The sequence below is a fragment of the Nocardia sp. NPDC050712 genome (assembly GCF_040654295.1).
In the GTDB taxonomy this organism is placed as follows: Bacteria; Actinomycetota; Actinomycetes; order Mycobacteriales; family Mycobacteriaceae; genus Nocardia.
The window spans coordinates 1,596,386-1,612,938 of the sequence record NZ_JBFAHT010000003.1 but is presented as its reverse complement, the minus strand read 5'-3'; the positions used below and the strand labels follow the sequence as shown (position 1 = coordinate 1,612,938).

General features: G+C 68.7%; 14 protein-coding genes. 8 read left to right on the top strand and 6 right to left on the bottom strand.

Going from position 1 to position 16,553, the window contains the following annotated elements; genetic code table 11:
• Nucleotides 1-39: 39 nt before the first annotated feature.
• From AB0H76_RS27965 to AB0H76_RS27950, 4 genes are read left to right on the top strand one after another with little or no spacing between them, the layout of a single operon-like run.
• Nucleotides 40-768: an enoyl-CoA hydratase gene (locus tag AB0H76_RS27965; protein WP_357329709.1), complete on the top strand. Its 729-nt coding sequence runs from the start codon at nt 40-42 to the stop codon at nt 766-768.
• 12 nt (nt 769-780) lie between these two features.
• The gene (locus tag AB0H76_RS27960; RefSeq protein WP_357329708.1) at nt 781-1,932 is read left to right on the top strand and encodes an MBL fold metallo-hydrolase; all 1,152 of its coding nucleotides are present in this window, start codon (nt 781-783) and stop codon (nt 1,930-1,932) included.
• A 48-nt stretch (nt 1,933-1,980) separates the two neighbouring features.
• The gene (locus AB0H76_RS27955) at nt 1,981-2,199 is read left to right on the top strand and encodes an antitoxin (RefSeq protein WP_357329706.1); all 219 of its coding nucleotides are present in this window, start codon (nt 1,981-1,983) and stop codon (nt 2,197-2,199) included.
• Between the two features lie 46 nt (nt 2,200-2,245).
• Nucleotides 2,246-4,555 (top strand): ATP-dependent DNA ligase, encoded by a 2,310-nt coding sequence (locus tag AB0H76_RS27950; RefSeq protein WP_357329704.1) that lies wholly within the window; start codon nt 2,246-2,248, stop codon nt 4,553-4,555.
• Nucleotides 4,556-4,558: 3 nt separating this feature from the next.
• Here the strand turns inward: AB0H76_RS27950 and AB0H76_RS27945 are convergent, their stop codons facing one another.
• The 6 genes from AB0H76_RS27945 to AB0H76_RS27920 form a co-directional block, all read right to left on the bottom strand.
• A complete protein-coding gene (locus AB0H76_RS27945; RefSeq protein ID WP_357329702.1) occupies nt 4,559-4,903 on the bottom strand; it encodes a hypothetical protein in 345 nt (114 codons plus the stop codon).
• A gap of 128 nt (nt 4,904-5,031) precedes the next feature.
• A complete protein-coding gene (locus AB0H76_RS27940; RefSeq protein WP_357329700.1) occupies nt 5,032-6,579 on the bottom strand; it encodes a carboxyl transferase domain-containing protein in 1,548 nt (515 codons plus the stop codon).
• Nucleotides 6,580-6,592: 13 nt separating this feature from the next.
• Nucleotides 6,593-7,195, bottom strand: coding sequence for an ATP/GTP-binding protein (locus AB0H76_RS27935; protein WP_357329698.1), 603 nt, complete (start codon nt 7,193-7,195; stop codon nt 6,593-6,595).
• Entirely contained in the window at nt 7,176-7,550 is a 375-nt protein-coding gene (locus AB0H76_RS27930; protein WP_356975156.1) for a DUF742 domain-containing protein, read from the bottom strand. Before AB0H76_RS27930 ends, AB0H76_RS27935 begins: the two co-directional genes overlap by 20 nt.
• 7 nt (nt 7,551-7,557) lie before the next feature.
• Nucleotides 7,558-7,971: a roadblock/LC7 domain-containing protein gene (locus AB0H76_RS27925; protein ID WP_011207200.1), complete on the bottom strand. Its 414-nt coding sequence runs from the start codon at nt 7,969-7,971 to the stop codon at nt 7,558-7,560.
• Complete coding sequence (locus AB0H76_RS27920) at nt 7,968-11,549, bottom strand: ATP-binding protein (RefSeq protein ID WP_357329696.1); 3,582 nt, start codon at nt 11,547-11,549, stop codon at nt 7,968-7,970. Before AB0H76_RS27920 ends, AB0H76_RS27925 begins: the two co-directional genes overlap by 4 nt.
• Before the next feature lie 302 nt (nt 11,550-11,851).
• Between AB0H76_RS27920 and AB0H76_RS27915 the strand changes: the two genes are divergently transcribed.
• The 4 genes from AB0H76_RS27915 (at nt 11,852) to AB0H76_RS27900 (ending at nt 16,500) form a co-directional block, all read left to right on the top strand.
• Nucleotides 11,852-13,855 (top strand): AMP-binding protein, encoded by a 2,004-nt coding sequence (locus AB0H76_RS27915; protein WP_357329694.1) that lies wholly within the window; start codon nt 11,852-11,854, stop codon nt 13,853-13,855.
• Between the two features lie 110 nt (nt 13,856-13,965).
• Nucleotides 13,966-14,349 (top strand): hemophore-related protein, encoded by a 384-nt coding sequence (locus tag AB0H76_RS27910; protein WP_357329693.1) that lies wholly within the window; start codon nt 13,966-13,968, stop codon nt 14,347-14,349.
• A gap of 124 nt (nt 14,350-14,473) precedes the next feature.
• Nucleotides 14,474-15,169, top strand: coding sequence for a response regulator transcription factor (locus AB0H76_RS27905; protein WP_357329691.1), 696 nt, complete (start codon nt 14,474-14,476; stop codon nt 15,167-15,169).
• Nucleotides 15,166-16,500 carry a HAMP domain-containing sensor histidine kinase gene (locus AB0H76_RS27900; RefSeq protein ID WP_357329689.1) on the top strand — a complete coding sequence of 445 codons (1,335 nt, stop codon included), beginning with the start codon at nt 15,166-15,168 and terminating at the stop codon, nt 16,498-16,500. Before AB0H76_RS27905 ends, AB0H76_RS27900 begins: the two co-directional genes overlap by 4 nt.
• The last annotated feature ends 53 nt before the right edge of the window (nt 16,501-16,553 follow it).

The window sequence follows — 16,553 nt, the reverse complement described above, 5'->3', positions numbered from 1 at the left end:
TAAAGGTAATCAATCAACACGTTGAGCCGGGGAGTGTGCATGCTCGGAGTTAGCCGCGACGGTGATGTCGTCACCATCGAATTGCAGCGCGAAGACCGTCGCAATGCGCTCAACAACGAATTGGTCGTGCTGCTGCGCGAAGCAGTACTCACCGCGGTCGATGACGGAGCGCGCGTCATCGTCCTGACCGGGCGCGGGCGGCTGTTCAGCGCGGGCGCCGATCTGACCGGGGTGTACTCCGAGCAGTTCCTCGCCGATCTCAAGGACATGCTGCACACCATCGAATCGGCGCCGGTCCCGGTGATCGCGGCGATCAACGGCGGCGCGCTGGGCGCGGGCGTGCAGTTGTCGCTGGCCTCGGATCTCAGAGTCATGTCGCCGGAGTCCTACATCGCGATTCCGGCCGCGAAGCTCGGCATTTCGGTGGACCGCTGGACCATCCGCCGGCTGGTGTCGCTGATCGGTGGCGGGCCCGCCCGCGCCATCCTGCTCGGCGCGGAGCACGTGACGGCCACCGACGCCTACACTTTCGGGTTCGCCAATCGCATCGGCACGCTGGCCGACACCCAGGCCTGGGCGAAATCGATCGCCGAACTCGCGCCGCTCTCGCTGCGGCACCTCAAGCTGGTGCTGAACGACGACGGCACCCGGGAACCGGAGACGGCGCAGCAGCGTGCGGCGCTGGAGGCGGCCTGGACCAGCACCGACGCCCAGGAGGCGCGGCTGGCCAGGGAAGAGAAGCGTGCGGCGAAATTCCTTGGGCGATAAGGGGATACTGCGATGAACGTGAAGAAGGTACTGGGCGCCGCCGCGGGCGCCGTCGGCGTCGGCTGGCTGGTCCGCGCGGTCTGGGACATCCCGTCGGCGATCGGCGCCTCCATGTCGGCGATCGCGCCGTACGCGACCGGCGCCGCCAGCTATCGCAACCGGACATTCCACAACACCGAGCCGAGCAGCCAGATCGCGCCGGGTTCGGCTCCGTCCCTGCTGGTTTCGGCGCTGACCCGTCGCAACGCGGGCCGTCCGCACGGTGTGGTGCCGCTGCGCACGCCGCCCGCGCCCGCCGAGGCCGCCGAGCTGGCGGTCACCTGGTACGGGCACGCGTCCGCGCTGATCGAGGTGGACGGCTACCGGGTGCTCACCGATCCGGTCTGGAGCGAACGGGTTTCGCCGTCCGCGCTGGTCGGCCCGGCCCGGTTGCATCCGGTGCCGATGCCGCTGGCCGACCTGCCGCCGCTGGACGCGGTGATCATCTCCCACGATCACTACGACCACCTGGACAAGGCGACCATCCGGGAGCTGGTGTCGAGTCAGTCGGTGCCGTTCCTGGTGCCGCTCGGCATCGGCGCGCACCTGCGGCACTGGGGTGTGCCCGAGCATCGGATCGTCGAATTGGATTGGGGCGGCTCGGTTTCGCTGGCCGCGCTCGGTCGCGAGCGCAACGGCACCGATCTGGTGCTGACCTGCACCGAGGCCCGGCATTTCTCCGGGCGCGGGCTGGTGCGCAACACCACGCTGTGGGCGTCCTGGTCGATCGTCGGCCCGACCAAGCGGGTGTACTTCGGCGGCGACACCGGGTTCACCAAGGTCTTCGCCGAGGCGGGCGCGGCGCTGGGCCCGTTCGATCTGACGCTGCTGCCGATCGGCGCGTACGACGAGCGCTGGCCGGATGTGCACATGAATCCGGAGGAGGCGGTGCGCGCGCACGCCGATCTGTGTGGCGGCGACGCCACCCACGGCCTGCTGGTGCCGATCCACTGGGCGACCTTCAACCTCGCCTTCCACGGATGGTCGGAGCCGGTGCGCCGGATGGTGCAGGCGGCCACCGCGGCCGGCACCCGGGTCGCCGTGCCGATGCCGGGTCAGCGCATCGATCCGCAAGCGCTTCCCGGTATGGCGGAAGAAAAGCCCTGGTGGGAAGATATTGGTTGAAACCAGTCGGTTTCGATTTGCAGCTCGATCGACAGGAAGGACCCGGGAATGAGTTTCGCGGACAGTCTGAAGGGCCTGGTCGGCAAGGGTAAGGATGTGGCGGCCAAGAACGCCGACAAAATCCATGACGCGGTCGACAAGGCCGGCGACTTCGTCGACAAGAAGACCCAGGGCAAGTACACAGACAAGATCGACAAGGTGCAGGAGGCCGCCAAGAAGGCGGTGCCGCCAGAGCAGCCCGGCTCGCAGCCCGGTTCGCAGGCCTGACGCGCGGCGGGGACCGATTGTCGGTCCCCGCCACTAGAATTCAGTCATGTCTCCCCGCCGCGAGTTCGGTGGCAGCCCGGGCCGGTCCCCCGTCGAGGTTGATCTCACCAACCTCGACAAGGTGCTGTATCCGGCGACAGGAACCACAAAGGGCGAGGTCATCGCCTATTATTCGGCCATCGCGCCGGCCATGCTGCCGAATATCGCGGGGCGTCCGGTGACGCGTAAACGCTGGCCGAACGGGGTCGAGGAATCCTCCTTCTTCGAGAAGAACCTGCCCTCGCACGCGCCGTCCTGGCTGGAGCGCCGCACCGTCGAGCATTCCTCGCGCCGCGCGGAGTATCCGGTCATCGATTCCGAAGGCGGGCTGGCCTGGCTCGCGCAGCAGGCGGCGCTGGAAATCCATGTGCCGCAATGGCGTTTCGACGGCGACCGGATCGGTTACGCCACCCGGATCGTCTTCGACCTCGATCCCGGCCCCGGGGCGGGGCTGGCCGAATGCGCGCGGGTGGCGCTGTTGGTGCGGGAGATGGTCGAGGGCATCGGCCTGCGGACGTTCCCGGTCACCAGTGGCAGCAAGGGAATTCACCTGTATGTGCCCTTGGACAAGCCACTGAGCCCGGGCGGGGCCTCGACCGTCGCCAAGCAGGTGGCGACGAATCTGGAGCGGCTGCACCCCGATCTCGCCACCGCCACGATGGCGAAGAATGTCCGGGCCGGCAAGGTGTTCGTCGACTGGAGCCAGAACAACCCGGCCAAGACCACGATCGCGCCGTATTCACTGCGCGGCCGGGATACCCCCACGGCCGCGGCACCGCGCACCTGGCGTGAGATCGAGAGCCGGAAGAAGCTGCGGCACTTACGCTTCGACGAGGTGCTCGCCCGCTGGCGGGACGGCGGCGATCTGCTGGCCGACCTCGATCCGCCGCTAACGGGTGCGACCGGCGACGCGCTGCACAAGTACCGGTCCATGCGCGATCCGGAACGCACGCCGGAGCCGGTGCCCGCCACTCCCCCGCAGCCCACCGACGGCAACCGGTTCGTCGTCCAGGAGCATCACGCCCGGCGGCTGCACTGGGACGTGCGCCTGGAACGCGACGGCGTGCTGGCCTCGTGGGCGGTGCCGAAGGGGCCGCCCACCTCCTCGGAACAGAACCGCCTCGCCGTGCACACCGAGGATCATCCCCTGGAGTATCTGGACTTCCACGGCGCCATCCCGAAGGGGCAGTACGGCGCGGGCGAGATGACGATCTGGGATGCCGGCACCTACGAGACCGAGAAGTGGCGCGACGACGAGGTCATCGTGCGTTTTCACGGCGAGCGGCTCACCGGGCGGTTCGCGCTGATCCAGACCAACGGCAACCAGTGGCTCATGCACCTGATGCGGGATCAGAACCCCGGCGAACCGGAGCCGAAAGATACTGCGGCACAACCGAAGGGCATTCGGCCGGAGCAGGTAGCCAAACAGGCCGCCGCGCCCTTCCCGCGCGGCCTGGAACCGATGCTGGCCACCGAGGGCGAGGTCGACGATCTCGACGACGACGAGTGGTCCTTCGAGACCAAGTGGGACGGTTTCCGGCTGATCGCCGAGGTCACGGGCGGCAAACTGACGCTGCGCAGCCGCCACGGCAACGTGGTGACCGGGCGCTATCCCGGCATCGGCCCGCTGGCCGGCGAATTGTCCGAGCACGACGTGGTTCTGGACGGCGAGGCCGTCGTCTTCGACGACCACGGCGTCGCCAATCTCGGCCTCCTGCAGGCGGATAAAGCCCGCGCCGTCTTCGTCGCCTTCGATGTCCTCTATCTCGACGGCACCTCCCTGATCCGCAAGCGCTATGCCGACCGCCGCCGCGTCCTGGAAGCGCTGGCCGCCACCGTGCCCTCGATGCAGGTGCCGCCGCGCTTGGACGGGCCCGGCGCTGCCGCGCTGCGATACAGCCAGGACCAGGGCCTGGAAGGTGTTGTCGCCAAACGCAAAGACTCCGTCTACCTGCCCGGCAAGCGCGGCCACTCCTGGGTCAAGCAGCGCAACTGGCGCACCCTGGCCGTCGTCGTCGGCGGCTACCGGCGCAGCGAGGCCCGCAGCTTCAAGTCCCTGCTGATCGGCATCCCGCACGAGGGCAGGCTGATCTACGTCGGCCGCGTCGGCACCGGCTTCGGCGACGAGAGCATGCGCGAACTGGCGGGCCGCCTGCACGCCCTGGAACGCAAGACCAGCCCCTTCGACAACACCCTCCTCGCCGAGGAACGCAAGGAAGCCGTCTGGGTGACCCCCAAGATCGTCGGCGTGGTCCGCTTCATGAACTGGACCGAGACCGGCCGCCTCTGGCACCCCGCCTGGCTCGGCGAGGAGTAGTCGTCAAATGTGCGCGGAGCCGGAGTACAGGTAGGTCAGGAGCTTGGTCACATCACCGCGTTCGTTCACATCGTCGCACGGGCCGTCGACCGCGCCGTTCTCGCCACTTTCGGTGGAGACACCCGGCATCAGATAGATCAGCAGCGCGGGTAGTTGCACAGCGAAGTCGACCACGGACGAGCCGGTACCGTGCCACCGAACCATGGTCCCGTTCGTGCAGTTGGGTACGACCTCGGCACTACCGGTCTCCGGACTGCCGATCGAGTCCGGCCCTTCGGCCTGGGCGGGAACCGTGACGAGAGCACCGGCGGCGACGGCGATCAGGCCGGTGGTGACGAACCGTTTCATGGGAATTCCTTTGGGGCCGAGCGATATCCACTCCCGGCCGCAGGGGCCGGAAGCCTCACACTAGGCAGCGATCATTGTGGAATGTCTGCGTTTCAGAACCTCAGAGCTGTGATGTGCGCCACTCTGATCTACATCGCCCGGAGGCCGAGCCTGCGGTATCGGTGGCGCCGACTAGCCAGGAGTTCGGATTCGGGGTAGGTGCGGAGCTCGGTCAGTTCGTCGGCGATGGCCTGGACCATGCGGCGGGCGAAGTCCACCGGCTCGTCGGCGGCGTCGGGGTGTTCGGGGACTATGCGGTCGACGATGCCGTCGGCGAGCAGGTCGGTCGCGCGAATGCGCTGGGCGGCAGCGAGATCCGGGGCGTGGTCGGTGTCGCGGTAGACGATTGCGCTGGCGCCCTCCGGCGGCAGGGGTGCGAGCCAGGCGTGGGTAGCCGCCAGGACGCGGTCGGCCGGGAGCAGAGCCAGGGCGCCGCCGCCGGTGCCCTGGCCCAGCAGCACCGAGATGGTCGGGGTGTTCAGGGTGGTCAGGTCGGCCAGGCAGCGGGCGATCTCGGGAGCCAGGCCGCGTTCTTCGGCCTCCTTGGACAGTGCGGCGCCGACGGTGTCGATGATCAAAACCAAAGGCACGTGGAGCTCTTGGGCCAAGGCCATGCTGCGGCGGGCTTCGCGGAGTGCGGCGGGGCCCATGGTGTTCTCGCCCTGCTGGCCGGAACGGTCGTGGCCGAAGACGACGCAGGGTTGCCCGCGGAAACGGGCCAGGGCGTGCACCACGGTGCGGTCGGCTTCACCCTGGCCGGTGCCGCTGAGCGGAACCCGTTGCGTCGCTTGGCGTAAGAGGTCGCGGATGCCGGGGCGGCCCGGACGGCGGGAGGCCAGGACGGATTCCCAGGCTGGAAGATCGGCAGGCTCGGTGCCCGCCGGCGCATAGGCAGCGCTCACCGACTCAGCGGCGGCCTCGGGCGCGCCGGGCCGAATTCCCTGGGCCGCAGGACTACTCGTGACTATCTCGCCACCGAGGACACTCAGCGCACGGTGCGCGATACGGCGGAAGACCGGGATCGAGACAACGCCGTCGATGACACCGTTGCGATAGAGATTCTCCGCGGTTTGCACACCCTCGGGAAATGGCTTGTCGTACAACGCTTTATAGACGCGCGGCCCAAGAAAGCCGATCAGAGCGCCCGGTTGCGCGAAGGTGATGTGGCCCAGCGAACCCCAGGAGGCGAACACGCCGCCCATGGTCGGGTCGCGCAGGTAGACCAGGTACGGGTGACCGGCCGCCTTGTGCACCGCTACGGCGGCCGCGATCTTCACCATCTGCACGAAAGCGACAGTGCCCTCCTGCATTCGGGTGCCGCCGGAGGTGGGCGAGGCGATCAGCGGCAGCCCGAGTTCGGTGGCGCGCTCCACCGCCGTGACGATGCGTTCGGCCGCGGCCACCCCGATAGAACCCGCGAGAAAACCGAACTCGCAGGCGATTACGGCCACCTGGCGACCACGCAACAGGCCCGCACCGGTCAATACCGACTCGTCGGTACCCGAGGTGCTCGCGGCTCGGCGCAGCTCCTCGCCATACCGCGTCGAACCGGCCACCTCCAGCGGTGGCCGGTCCCAACTGACGAACGAGCCCGAATCGAGCAGCTGCTCGAGCAATTCCCCGGCCGAAATGCGCACCGAGGGAGCGTACTCAGTACCCCTGCATCACCTTGCGCAGGGCGTACTCGGTGAGCGAGACCAGCGCCTGCTTGGCCGGCTCGCGGCGGCGGGCATCCATCGACAGGATCGGCACGTCCGCGGATACCGCGAGCGCCTGCCGGATGTCCTCGATCGGATAACGCGGCGCGTCGTCGAACTCGTTGAGCGCCACCAGGAACGGTAGGTTGCGCGCCTCGAAGTAGTCGACGGCCGCGAAGCTGTCCTCGAGCCTGCGGGTGTCGACCAGCACCACCGCGCCGATGGCGCCGCGGATCAGGTCGTCCCACATGAACCAGAACCGGTACTGACCCGGTGTACCGAACAGGTACAGCACCAGGTCGTCGGCGAGGCTGATCCGGCCGAAGTCCATCGCCACCGTGGTGGTCGACTTCATCGGAACACCGGTCAGGTTGTCGATTCCGGTACTGGCGTTGGTTACCAAGGCTTCGGTGCGCAGCGGAACGATCTCCGACACGGCACCGACCATGGTGGTCTTGCCGACACCGAAACCACCCGCGACCACGATCTTCGCCGAGGTCGGCTTGCTGGTGCGCGTATCGACATGCGCCGTCGAATCATATACGCCGGAGTCCACTGAGAACCCTTTCGATCAGCTCGCGACGTTCATCGTCGCTGGAATCGTCTTTCAAAGTCGCCGAAACGCGGACGTGCCCGGCCTCGATCAGATCGGCCACCAGAACTCGGGCCACTCCGATCGGAATACTCAGACGCGCCGACAGTTCGGCAACGGACGGCGATTCTCTGCACAACTCCACGATTGACGTCTCGATGTTGGTCAGTTCGAACTGCCGCTCCAGGGCGACCGGATGCGATGCGACGAGCGCTTCCAACGCCAACTCGACCGCCGGCCGGGTGCGGCCGCCAGTCAGCGAGTACGGGCGTACGAGGCTCGGCTCGGCGCTCCCCACGCGGTGATCTTCTATGTCCATCCCACCATCAGGAACCCATCGTGACGCGTGGCGTGGCCTGCACTGTCTGGCCCACACGCTCGACCAACAAAGCCATTTCGTAGCCGACCTGTCCGATGTCGCAGGACGTGTTGGTCAGCACCGCGAGGTAGGAACCGTCACCGACCGCCATGAGCAGCAGGTAACCGTGCTCCATTTCGACAACCGACTGCAGCACGGTGCCGCCCTCGAACAGGTTCGAGACGCCGACCGAGAGGCTCGCTAGCCCCGCGGTGACCGCGGAGAGCTGCTCGGCGCGGTCGACCGGCAGCTGCGCGCTCGCGGCCATGAGTAGGCCGTCAGCCGAAACCAGGACGGCGTGGGCTACGCCCGGAACCTCGTTGGCGAAGTTCGAAACCAGCCAATCCAGCTGACGATTCGTACCACCTAGATCGGGGTTCATCGGTCTCCTTCTCCGGTTAGGGGTGCTTTCATTGAGCGGCCATCCCGGACGCCCTGCTGGTGACGACTCAAGCTTGACCTGATCATCTCGGGATCGCGACGTGGTGCACGTTCCCTGGCGGCACCGGTGACACCGCCGGGGACCAGCCTTCCGCCCGGATCGCGTTGCGGCAACCCGGCAGCGGTCTTTTTCTCGGCTTGCGCCTCGGATGCCCGCTGCGCGGCCTGCCAACCTTCGTCGCCCGGGGATTCGAAAGCCGCGGCCACCTGGGACCGGTCCGGGTTCGGATCCGACAGCCAGGCCGACATCATCTCGGCGAAGATCGGGCTGTCCATCGTCGATCCGGTCTCGACCGCGGGTTGCAGTCGAGTCTGGAAGAACGAGGCCGCCTTCGCCGTATCCGAGCGGTAACTGTGCTTGCCGGGATCACGGGCGGGCGCCTGCGCTTCCGGTGTGCCGGAAGACAATGCGCTGTCCGCGACGTCCGCGCTGCCGCGTTCGCGCTGCGGCAGACCGGAGGCACGCTGCGGCAGCTCGGAGGCGGGAGCCTCGCGGCGCGACAGGCCACCGCCGAGCGGCGAAGCACCCGGCTCCCGCTGCGGCAGACCGCCGCCCAGCGGCGAGGTACCCGGTTGCCGCTGGGGCAGGGTGGATTCGCGCTGCGGCTGAGCCGAGGCGGCGGGCTGACGCTGGGACAGACCACCCGCGGACGGATCACGCTGCGGCAGACCACCCGCGGCGGGATCACGCTGGGGCAGGCCGCCCGCGGACGGATCACGCTGGGGCAGACCACCCGCGATGGGCTCGCGCTGCGGCAGACCACCCGCGGACGGTTCCCGCTGCGGCAGACCGGACGGCTGACGCTGCGGCAGGCCGGTCGAAGCGGCCGGACGCTGCGGCACCGCACCGGCACCCGGATCCCGCTGCGGCAGCGCGGATTCACGCGGCGCGGCGGGCGGGGACATGCGCGGCGGCGACACCGTGGCGCCCTTGACCGTGGGGCCGTTCACGCCCGGCTCCCGCTGCGGCAGACCGCTGCTCGCGGCCGGCGCGATCGGGTTGGCGTCCCGCTGCGGAGCCGGGGCCTGGCGCTGCGGCAACCCACCGGCGGTGGGATCACGCTGCGGCAGACCGGCATCCGGCTGACGGGTGGGTGCGCCGTTGGCACCCGGCTGCCGCTGGGGCAGCCCGCCGGTGCCGGGTTGCGGGGCTCCGTTGCCGCCCGGCTGCCGCTGCGGCAGACCGGCGTTCGGGTCCCGCGGCGGTAAGCCACCGGCGGCACTCGGCACCGCCGGCTCGGCGGTACCGGGCTGGCGCGGCGGCGGTGTGCCACCGGAGAGGTTGCGCTTGGGCAGGCTCGCGGCGGCGAGCTTGCCGCGCTGCGGGCCGTTCTGCGCCTGACCCGGCGCGGGGCGCAGGGTCGGGCCGGACTGGGCGGCGCCCTCCTGGCGCATGCCGGCCGCGGCCGCGGCCGAACCGGGCTGGCGCTGCGGCAGACCGCCCGCGCCGGCCGGGGTGCTGGGCGGTGGCGTGCTCGGCGCCTGGATCGGCCCGCTGACACCGGGATCCACCGTCACCATGACGTTGCCCTGCGGTGTCCGGGTGACCGAACGCATCTGCATCGACGACGGGTTCGACGGACGCGGACGCTCGACCGCGGCGGGTACCGCCGGGGTCGCGGTTTGCTGGACGCTTGCTTTGCCGTGCACGATCAGGCCTACCGGGACGTGGACCGTCACCGTTACACCCGGGTCGCGCGCGGTATCGAAGGTCGGGCGCAACCGCACGGTCAGACCGTGCCGCTCGGCCAACCGGCCGACCACGAAAAGACCCATGTGCCGGGCGGTGTCGGGACCCGGCTCCGCGGTCTGCTCCAAACGGCGGTTGATCTCGACCATTTCGGCCGGCGGCATACCGATGCCGCGGTCGGCGACCTCGATCAGCAGACCCTGGTCGTGCGCCTGCGCGAAGGTGAACTTCACGTCCGTCTCCGGCGGCGAGGCGCGCAGCGCGTTGTCCAGCAGCTCGGCGAACAGGTGCGCCAGGTCCGAGGCGGCCGGCTCGATCAGCGAACCGCGCGGCGTGGCACCCAGCTTGACGCGCTCGTAGTCCTCGACCTCGGAGATCGCGGCGCGCAGCACGTCGGCGATCTCGACCGGGGCGGACTTGGCGCGGCGCTGCTTGGTGCCGGCCAGAATGAGCAGGTTGTCACCGTTACGGCGCATGCGCGCCGCGAGATGGTCCAGCCGGAACAGGTTTTCCAGCAGGCGCGGGTCCTTCTCGTCGTACTCCATCGCCTCGATCAAGCTGAGCTGATGGTCCACGAGCGACTTGGAACGCCGGGCCAGGGTCTCGAACATGTCGTTGACCTGCGAACGCATCTGCGCCTGGTCACTGGCCAAACGCAGGGCCTGGCCGTGGATGTCGTCGACGGCGCGAGCCAGCTGGCCGATCTCCTCGGAGCTGCGCACCGGCATCGGTTCCAGCGGCACGTCCTCCGGGGCGGCGCCGTTGCGGAGCTGGGCGACCTCGTGCGGCAGATCGCTCTCGGCGACGCGCAGGGCGGCCAGGCGCAGGCGGTGCAGCGGCACGATCATCGAGCGCGCGACGAACACCGCGAGCAGCAGCGCCGCGAGAATGGTGGCGAGCACGACCGCGGTATAGGTCCACGCGTCGGTGTTGGCCTTGGACGACAGCCGCGACATGGCGGCGTCGATGTCGCCGGTGGCCTTGGCGATAACTCGGTCGTAGACGTCCAGACTGGTCGTCATCGAGTTCTTCAGGTCACCGATCGGAAGCTTGCCCAGCGCCACTTCGGGGCTGCTGACCAGCGACACCCGGGTATCGACACCGGCGCGCAGGTCGGCGATCGCCGGATCGCCGTCGGGGAAGCGGTGCGCGAGCATGTTGAGCAGCTGACGCTCGGTGCTCGCGCTGGTGAAGAAGTTGGTCATGCCGGTGGCCTGGGAGCCGCGCAGGATCTCACTGAATGCCGCGAGCTCGGGCAGCAGCGTGCCTCGGGTGTTGATCGAATCGACAAGGCGCAGCTTGGCGGCGTCCATGGCCGGGTCGCTGACCTGCGAAACGGCGGTCTCCAAGATGGTGACCGACTCGTTGGTCGCCTTGTCGATCTGGGCTAGGGCCTCGGCCGCGTTGGGCGTGGGCGCCTTGCCCTGTGTCCGAGTGGCTTTCGCCTGGGTGATCATCGACTCGAAAGCGGCTCGCGCCTTCGGCAGATTATCCAGATCACTCAGGGCGCCCTCGGCCACGACCAGGGCTTTGTCCAGATCGGTCAAGTTCTGGTCGGTCACGATGGACGTGCCCGGCGCCAGCGAAATCAACTGCGAACCCACAACGGTGTTGTAGGTCGAACGCAGCCCGGTTACCGCCGGGATGACCTCGATGTTCTCCGAAACAGCCTTGAGTCGGCCTGCTTCGGAGAACTCAGAGGTAATCCTCGACACGCCGAGCCCGACCGCGACCGCCAGTGGCACGGCGAGGACCGCCGTAACCTTCCAGCGCAGGTCCCAATTGCCAAGCGCCCAGCGCTTCTTGCCGGACCTAGCGGCGTCACGCATCTCCCACTCACTTTCCAAACTGGCCCCAACCATGCGCCATCACATGCTGGCTCGACAGGCGAAGCTGGCCGAGAACTGCGGCTGGCCGAGAAATTGCGTCTATGACGGCCGAAATAAGTGACATCGGATTCTAACGGATCAATAACTTCTTGGGTGACTCCGAGGTGGACTACGGGCTTTGACCTGCCCGTTCCAGGCAAACCCAAAGGTCACGACACCCACCCGGGTGTCGCGTGAAGTCTGCCACAATCATCCAGATCTATCGAGGCGGGTATCGAGGCGAGGGCTAGGGAGTCACAGCAGTGGGTGCGCAGAGCGACTACCGACGGGTCTATCAGACCAGCTTGGTGGATCCCACCGAGTTCTGGACCAGCGCTGCCACGGCGATCGACTGGGATGTGCCACCGACTCAAATCGTCGACACCGCAGCACGACCCGTGCCTCGTTGGTTCCCGGATGCTCGCCTCAACACCTCCTACAACGCGCTCGACCGGCACGTGCACGGTGCGAGCGCCGATCGAGCGGACCAGCCCGCCCTAATATACGACTCGGCTATGACCGACACCAGAGGGCAATTCACCTACGCCGAATTGCTCGACGCGGTGGCCCAATTCGCCGGCGCGATGGCCCGGCTCGGTGTCGGCGCGGGCGACCGCGTGATCATCTACCTGCCGATGATCCCCGAGGCCGTGATCGCCATGCTGGCCTGCGCGCGCATCGGCGCGGTGCACTCGGTGGTGTTCGGCGGCTTCGCCGCCCCCGAGCTCGCGGCCCGCATCGACGACGCCCGGCCCGTGCTCATCATCACCGCCTCCGGCGGTCTGGAACCCGGCCGCCGGGTCGACTACCCGCCGATCGTGTTGCAGGCGCTCGATCTCGCCGAGACCAATGTCACCCGGCACGTGATCGTCAAGCAGCGCCCGCAGTTCGCGACGATGAAGTTCGCCGAGCAGCAGGCGGCGACGGAATCGCTGCCGAGTTCCGCCGCGACCGTGGCCGTGCGCTGGCTGGACTGGAACGAGGCGGTCCGGGACGCGCCGCACGCCGACCCGGTTTCGGTGGCCGCGACCGACCCGCTCTACATCCTCTACACCTCGGGCACCACCGGGAAACCCAAGGGCGTGGTCCGCGACAACGGCGGGCACGCGGTGGCGCTGGCCTGGTCCATGCGCAACATCTACGACGTCGGCCCGGGCGAAGTGATGTGGGCCGCCTCCGATGTCGGCTGGGTCGTCGGGCACTCCTACATCGTCTACGCGCCGTTGCTGGTGGGCGCGACCACGCTGCTCTACGAGGGCAAGCCGGTCGGCACCCCCGACGCCGGCGCGTTCTGGCGGGTCGTGGAGCAGCATCGGGTGCGGGTGCTGTTCACCGCGCCGACCGCGCTGCGGGCCATCCGCAAGGCCGACCCCGAGGCGACCCTGGCGCACCGCTACGACCTGTCCTCGCTGCGCGCCCTGTTCTGCGCGGGCGAGCGGCTGGACCCGGCCACCTTCGAATGGGCCACCCACACCCTGCTCGACACCCGTCCGGACTGCCCCGTGGTCGACCACTGGTGGCAGACCGAGACCGGCTGGCCGATCTGCGCCAATCCACTGGGCCTGCAACAACTTCCGATCAAGGCCGGGTCGGCCTCGGTACCGGTGCCCGGCTACCGCCTGCGGGTGCTGGACGCCGAGGGCAACCCGGTGGCCCCGGGCGTCGAAGGCAACATCGTGATCGGGCTACCGATGCCGCCCGGCACCCTGACCGGGCTGTGGCAGGACGACGCGCGCTTCGCGCGCTCCTACATGTCCGCGTTCCCTGGGCACTACCTGACCGGCGACTCCGGCTATTTCGACGAGGACGGCTACCTGTTCGTCCTCGGGCGCAGCGACGACGTGATCAACATGGCCGGGCACCGCCTGTCCGCGGGCAGTATCGAAGCCGCCATCGCCGGGCATCCCGCGATCGCCGAGTGCGCGGTCGTCGGACTGCCGGACGAGCTCAAGGGCCAGCGGCCGATCGCCTATGTGGTGCTCAAGGAGAACACCTCGGTCGACCCCGCCCAACTGCGGGCCGAGCTGACCCAGCGGGTGCGCGACCAGGTCGGCGCGATCGCGCAGCTGGCCGACGCGGTGATCGTCGCGGGCCTGCCCAAGACCCGCTCGGGCAAGATCCTGCGCAAGACGATCCGGCAGATCAGCACGGGTGACGACTACGACATCCCCTCCACCATCGAGGACCCGTCGGTGCTGGTCGCGCTGGCCGATCAGATCATCACCACCAAGGCCGACACCGGGGAATTCCCGCGCATCACGCCCTGAGCGAATCCCGGTCTCCTCAGAGGTTTCTCATTCGCGCCTAAGACGGGGGCCAAGGCGGGGGCATAGCGTGAGGATGGTCTCAGCAACCCTCGATTTTCGGGAGTGACTACATGATGCGTTTCTCAGCTCGCCCCACTATTGCCCTGCTCGCCGGCGGCGCCGGCGCGGTCGCCGTGCTCCTCGCGCCGGGTGTGGCGAACGCGGGCCCGGCCGAACTGGCCGCACCGCTGCTGAATTCGGACTGTTCCTTCGCCCAGGTGGACGCCGCGCTGCACGACAAGGCGCCCGCGCTGGCGAACATCCTCGACAACAACCCCGCGCAGAAGGCCGAGCTGAAGGCCAAGTTCGACCTGCCGATCGAGCAGCGGCGCGCCGAGTTCCAGCGGATCATCGCCGAGAACCCGGATGCCGCCGCACAGGCTCAGAACGATCCGCGGGCCGCCGGTCTGGGCAACACGATCGCCGAAGTCGCGGCCGTCTGCCACAACTACTGAATTCGATGAGCGGCGTTCACTACGGCCTCCATGGTCACGCTGCGCTACCGCCTCCGGCCGCTGAGCTCACGCCGCAGGTGACACCTTGACCGATCCGAGCGAGCCGGCGCGGCACAATGACCCTGTGGCCAACCCAACGGTGCTTGTTGTCGACGACGACGAGGACGTGCTCGCTTCGGTCGAGCGCGGACTGCGGCTGTCCGGTTTCCGGGTGCTCGTCGCCCGGGACGGGGCAGCCGCGCTGCGCAGCGTGAACGAAAACGCGCCCGACGCGATCGTCCTCGATATGAACATGCCGGTGCTGGACGGCGCCGGCGTGGTCACCGCCCTGCGTGCCATGGGCAACGAGGTGCCGATCTGCGTGCTCAGCGCCCGCGCCTCGGTCGACGACCGGATCGCCGGTCTGGAATCGGGCGCCGACGACTATCTCGTCAAGCCGTTCGTGCTCGCCGAATTGGTGGCGCGGATCCGGGCACTGCTGCGCCGGCGCTCGGACAGCCCCTCCCCCGAAACCCCCGGCGCGATCACCGTCGGCCCGCTCGAGGTGGACGAGGCCGGTTATCGTGCGCTGCTCGACGGACAGGAAATCGAGCTCACCAAAAGAGAATTCGAGTTGCTGTCCACCCTGGCCCGCAATGCCGGTGTGGTGCTGAGCCGGGAGCGGCTGCTGGAATTGGTGTGGGGTTACGACTTCGCCGCCGATACCAATGTCGTCGATGTGTTCGTCGGCTATCTGCGGCGCAAACTCGAAATCGACGACGCCCCAAGGCTTCTGCACACTATTCGCGGCGTCGGCTTCGTGCTGCGACCGCCGAAATGAAGGCCTTCTCACTGCGCACCCGGGTCGCGGCGGCCGCCGCGATGGGCGCGATCATCATCGTTACCCTGTTGAGCCTCATCAGCATTCGCGCGATCGAGCGCAACAACCTGCAGCAGAGCGATCAGCAGCTGCGGCTGGCCTCGCGCCTGGTGCTGATCGACCCGGTGGTCGCGGTCCGGCTGATCGGACTGACCGGCTTGAACAACGACATCGCCGTCACCGTGCGCGACAAGGGCGCGGTCGCGGCCAGCAGCCAGGTCCAATTACCGCAGGGCGCCATGGGTTTTCGCACCACCATGGTGAACGGCAGCAACTACCGCATCCTCACCACCACCGAGAACCAGATCCCGGGCCGGGTCGTCACACTCGGTATCCCGGCCGAGGAGGCCGCGCGCGCCACCGCCGAGCAGCGCCAGTGGGTGCTGGCGGGGGCGCTGGTCGCGATCGCCGCCTCGGCGGCGCTGGGCTGGCTGTTCGCCGGGCGCGCGGTCCGGCCCATCGTGCGGCTCACCCGGCAGGTGGCCGGGCGCAGCGGATTCGCCGATCCCTCCAATCCCACGGCGCCCGTGGACGGTTCGGGCGTCCGGGAGGCCGAGCAGTTGGCCGACGCGGTCAACACCATGCTGGGCCGCGTGGACGAGGCCCAGGCCGAGACCGCCGCCGCACTGGAGACCGCCCGCGACTTCGCCGCCGTCTCCGCACACGAATTGCGCACCCCGCTGACCGCCATGCGCACCGACCTCGAGGTGCTGCGCACCCTGGACCTGGACGAGGCCCAGCGCACCGAGATACTCACCGATCTGCAGCGCAGCCAGGGGCGGGTGGAGACCACGCTGGCCGCGCTGGAGCGCTTGGCCACCGGTGATCTCACCAATCAGCGCGATCACGTCGACACCGATGTCGGCGACCTGTGCGACCAGGCCGCCCACGACGCCATGCGGCACTTCCCCACCCTGAAGGTCAGCATCGACAGCGACGCCGAACTCATCACCCGCGGCCTGCCCGCCGGGCTGCGGCTGGCGCTGGACAACGCGCTGGCCAATTCGGTCAAGCACGGCCGCGCCACGCACGCGCTGGTCTCCGCGCACCGAATGCCGGACGGGCACATCATGATCACCGTCGACGACGACGGCACCGGCATTCCCACCGACGAGCGCGCAGCCGTGTTCGATCGCTTCTTCCGCGGCAGCCAGGCCTGCAAGGGCGGCTCCGGACTGGGTCTGGCCCTGGTCGCGCAGCAGGCCCAATTGCACGGCGGCCACGCCTATTTCGACGACAGCCCATTGGGCGGCGCGCGCCTGGTGCTGGATCTGCCCGCTCGCGACCGCTGACCTCCGGTTCGCGCCGGGCGAAGTTGTCGGTGGGCCGGTCTACGGTTGGCGGT

Excerpts from the sequence above, each read along its gene's own strand:
- AB0H76_RS27910 (WP_357329693.1), top strand. The coding sequence starts at position 13,966 with ATGATGCGTTTCTCAGCTCGCCCCACTATTGCCCTGCTCGCCGGCGGC.
- AB0H76_RS27920 (WP_357329696.1), bottom strand. The coding sequence starts at position 11,549 with ATGCGTGACGCCGCTAGGTCCGGCAAGAAGCGCTGGGCGCTTGGCAAT.
- AB0H76_RS27945 (WP_357329702.1), bottom strand. The coding sequence starts at position 4,903 with ATGAAACGGTTCGTCACCACCGGCCTGATCGCCGTCGCCGCCGGTGCT.
- AB0H76_RS27955 (WP_357329706.1), top strand. The coding sequence starts at position 1,981 with ATGAGTTTCGCGGACAGTCTGAAGGGCCTGGTCGGCAAGGGTAAGGAT.
- AB0H76_RS27965 (WP_357329709.1), top strand. The coding sequence starts at position 40 with ATGCTCGGAGTTAGCCGCGACGGTGATGTCGTCACCATCGAATTGCAG.
- AB0H76_RS27900 (WP_357329689.1), top strand. The coding sequence starts at position 15,166 with ATGAAGGCCTTCTCACTGCGCACCCGGGTCGCGGCGGCCGCCGCGATG.
- AB0H76_RS27925 (WP_011207200.1), bottom strand. The coding sequence starts at position 7,971 with ATGAACCCCGATCTAGGTGGTACGAATCGTCAGCTGGATTGGCTGGTT.
- AB0H76_RS27950 (WP_357329704.1), top strand. The coding sequence starts at position 2,246 with ATGTCTCCCCGCCGCGAGTTCGGTGGCAGCCCGGGCCGGTCCCCCGTC.
- AB0H76_RS27930 (WP_356975156.1), bottom strand. The coding sequence starts at position 7,550 with ATGGACATAGAAGATCACCGCGTGGGGAGCGCCGAGCCGAGCCTCGTA.
- AB0H76_RS27960 (WP_357329708.1), top strand. The coding sequence starts at position 781 with ATGAACGTGAAGAAGGTACTGGGCGCCGCCGCGGGCGCCGTCGGCGTC.